The 2471-nt window shown below is 61.9% G+C and carries 5 protein-coding genes and 1 pseudogene; all 6 read right to left on the reverse strand.

What is annotated here, in order from left to right:
• Window positions 1-297, reverse strand: a pseudogene (locus MFF42_RS23880) (hypothetical protein); the annotation flags it as partial.
• 49 nt (window positions 298-346) lie between these two features.
• Window positions 347-733, reverse strand: coding sequence for a hypothetical protein (locus tag MFF42_RS23885; protein WP_238258302.1), 387 nt, complete (start codon window positions 731-733; stop codon window positions 347-349).
• A 252-nt stretch (window positions 734-985) separates the two neighbouring features.
• Window positions 986-1270: a hypothetical protein gene (locus tag MFF42_RS23890; protein ID WP_238258303.1), complete on the reverse strand. Its 285-nt coding sequence runs from the start codon at window positions 1268-1270 to the stop codon at window positions 986-988.
• The gene (locus tag MFF42_RS23895; RefSeq protein ID WP_238258305.1) at window positions 1245-1598 is read right to left on the reverse strand and encodes a hypothetical protein; all 354 of its coding nucleotides are present in this window, start codon (window positions 1596-1598) and stop codon (window positions 1245-1247) included. Before MFF42_RS23895 ends, MFF42_RS23890 begins: the two co-directional genes overlap by 26 nt.
• A gap of 72 nt (window positions 1599-1670) precedes the next feature.
• The gene (locus tag MFF42_RS23900; protein WP_283206921.1) at window positions 1671-2117 is read right to left on the reverse strand and encodes an Imm6 family immunity protein; all 447 of its coding nucleotides are present in this window, start codon (window positions 2115-2117) and stop codon (window positions 1671-1673) included.
• On the reverse strand, window positions 2114-2471 hold a 358-nt coding region (locus tag MFF42_RS23905; RefSeq protein WP_238258309.1), incomplete at its 5' end, for a hypothetical protein. The genes MFF42_RS23900 and MFF42_RS23905, both read right to left, overlap by 4 nt.

Below are 2471 nucleotides of genomic sequence, written 5' to 3' on the forward strand. Positions count from 1 at the left end.
CGCCCGCCGCTTCGGGGAGCGCGAAGGTGGGGGCCGTCGGCGCGGGCGGGGTGAAGCTCGCCGCGTCCAGGGTTGGCTCGCGAAGGCGGGCGGCGTCGGCAGCGGTGCCGGATCGGCCGCGGGCGGCGAGAGCGCGAAGGTCGGGAACGCGGGCGGTGGGGCGACGCGCGGCGGCTCGACCGGCGGCATCGTGAAGCTCGGCGGTCCGTTCCGCGGTCCCATCGCCGCGAGGGATTGCGGCAGGTCCGCGTTGCGCTGCTGGTTGGCGGCGAGTTGGTTCGCCGCTGGTATCGGCATCGAAAGCTGCCCACGCCGCCGACCCTCGTCGCGGGCGGCGCAGTTCATCTCAATCGAGTTCGACTTTGCAGTCGGCGAGGGGGATCGAGCGCCCGTCGGAGAGGTGCAGCACCTCGTCTTCGAGCCGGGCGCTGACGAGGCCGAGCAGCCGGGCGCCCTCCTCGATCTGCCGCTGCCAAGCCTCGATATTGCTGTGAAACAAAAGAGCGCAGAATGGCAGACCATCCGGGAGGGTAAGGATACATCCTTCGAGCATCACGCCCCCCTCCTTCGGAATAGGTGGCTGCACCGCCCAAGTGACTTCCTTGAGGATGTGGGACGGCGTACGGGGCGCCTTGAACGAGATGTAGCGTACCTTCTCGCTCTCGCCGGGCCGCGTGCCGGGAATCTTCGGTTCCCGCTCGATCGGTCCGACGATCTCTTCTATCGACGGCATCATGGAACTCCTGGGCGCAGGGCTGGCTGTCTCAGGAGAGACTGTGAGACCAGATGCCGGTGGCTGCTCGTGACCGGCCCCTCTCCGCCGTTCGAACGGCTCCCTCCAGGACGTTAGGAGCCTCGGAAAGGTCGAAGGATTCCGCTAGAACGCCTGGAGGTTCGCTATCATATTATAAATCTCTGCACCGCAAACATCGAGCGACATAAATCTTCGAGGAAGGTGCGCCCTCGTTCTTTGAGTTTTTAGCACCTAGCGATTGAGCGCGACGCCGAGACCGATCCATTGCGGCAATAGAAAATCAATATCTATATAGTCATCAATGTATTCTAATTTTGTCTTCGACAGACGCAATCTTATCTCATCAAGCGCCTCCCGCCCAAACAAAGGACCCCAGGATATCAAATTTTTATCTTCGCCCAAGATATCGATATCTTTCATGGCCTCCAATATGATGTCGCGTGAAACATCCTTTTCGCACAATGCAGCCTTTCGCAAAACTACGCCGTACTCAGCTGTGGCTGGAATGTAGCTCATCGTCATTATCTCGGGATCTCGACACCCTCGGGAACGTGAATTTGGACGTTGTAACGATCTGCCGCTGCCAAGCCTCGACATCGCTGTGAAACAAAAGAGCGCAGAATTGCAGACCATCCGGCAGGGTGAGGATGCAACCTTCGAGGATCACACCGCCACGCTTTGGCAGGGGCGGTTCTACCACCCAGGGAACTTCCTCAAAAACGTCGTCAGGCGTGCGCGGCTCTTGGAACGAGATGTAGCGTACCTTCTCGCTCTCACCGGGTCGCGTACCCGGCACATTAGGCTCCCGCTCGATCGGCCCGAGGATTTCTTCGATCGGCAGCATGATAGGTCTCTCTCGGGCGCCGGGCTGGCTGCCTCAGGGGAGACTCTGAGACAAGGCGCCGGTGGCCGTTCGTTATCGGCTGCTCTCCGCCGTCCGAAGGGCTTCCTCCACGACGTCAGGAGCCTCGGGAAGGTCGAAGTATTCCACTAGGGCGCTCAGAGGCTCGCCACGCGCCGTGGCGGCCGCCCAGGCGGCATAGCCGACCACCGACGCCACGGCCGACCAGATGTTTTGTTCAAGCGTGCCGGAAGCGCGCTGTTCGTGGAGGAGGATCCCTTGCTCCTCCTCGTTCATCAGGCTGTCCTCGATCGTGCGCGGTTCGATTGCTTCACCACGGGCGAAGCGCTCAGCGAGATCGAGGGCTCGCTCGCCCTCCTGGCGAGCTTCGTCGGGAGACAGCATGAGGAGCACGACGCGAGCACGAGATACGAACTCGGCCACACGTGCGGCCAAGTCCGATCGGTCGGGTACACCCTCTGCGCGGCCGGTGGAAGTCGGGCGTCCTGTCGTGCTGATCATTCGACGTACCGGCCTCCACGGATGACAAAATCGCTCAACCCTGACAGCCGATCGCCAGGATTATCGACAACGACGCGGATACTCAATTCGGGATAGCGCTCGCTCAACTGCTTGAGCACGCCGGGATCCACATTCGGGTTTCGCAGACCCTGGCGGCAAGTCGGGCAGATGCCAATGGGATTTTGAATGCGCATCGTGAGTTGTCGCCCTGCCAGATCGGCAGGTGCCAAGCCCGCCCCCTCGACCGCGGCAACGAACTGATTGGCAATATCCTCCTCCGCATGATTGCGGGCGAACGGTATCCTACCCGGCGATTTGATCGGTCCTGGCTCGGCCGGCGGCAGGCCGGCCTCG

Source organism: Methylorubrum podarium, assembly GCF_022179745.1.
GTDB classification, from domain to species: domain Bacteria; phylum Pseudomonadota; class Alphaproteobacteria; order Rhizobiales; family Beijerinckiaceae; genus Methylobacterium; species Methylobacterium podarium.

Coding starts and splice junctions, on each gene's coding strand:
- MFF42_RS23900 (WP_283206921.1), bottom strand. CDS start 2,117: ATGATCAGCACGACAGGACGCCCGACTTCCACCGGCCGCGCAGAGGGT.
- MFF42_RS23885 (WP_238258302.1), bottom strand. CDS start 733: ATGCCGTCGATAGAAGAGATCGTCGGACCGATCGAGCGGGAACCGAAG.
- MFF42_RS23895 (WP_238258305.1), bottom strand. CDS start 1,598: ATGCTGCCGATCGAAGAAATCCTCGGGCCGATCGAGCGGGAGCCTAAT.
- MFF42_RS23890 (WP_238258303.1), bottom strand. CDS start 1,270: ATGAGCTACATTCCAGCCACAGCTGAGTACGGCGTAGTTTTGCGAAAG.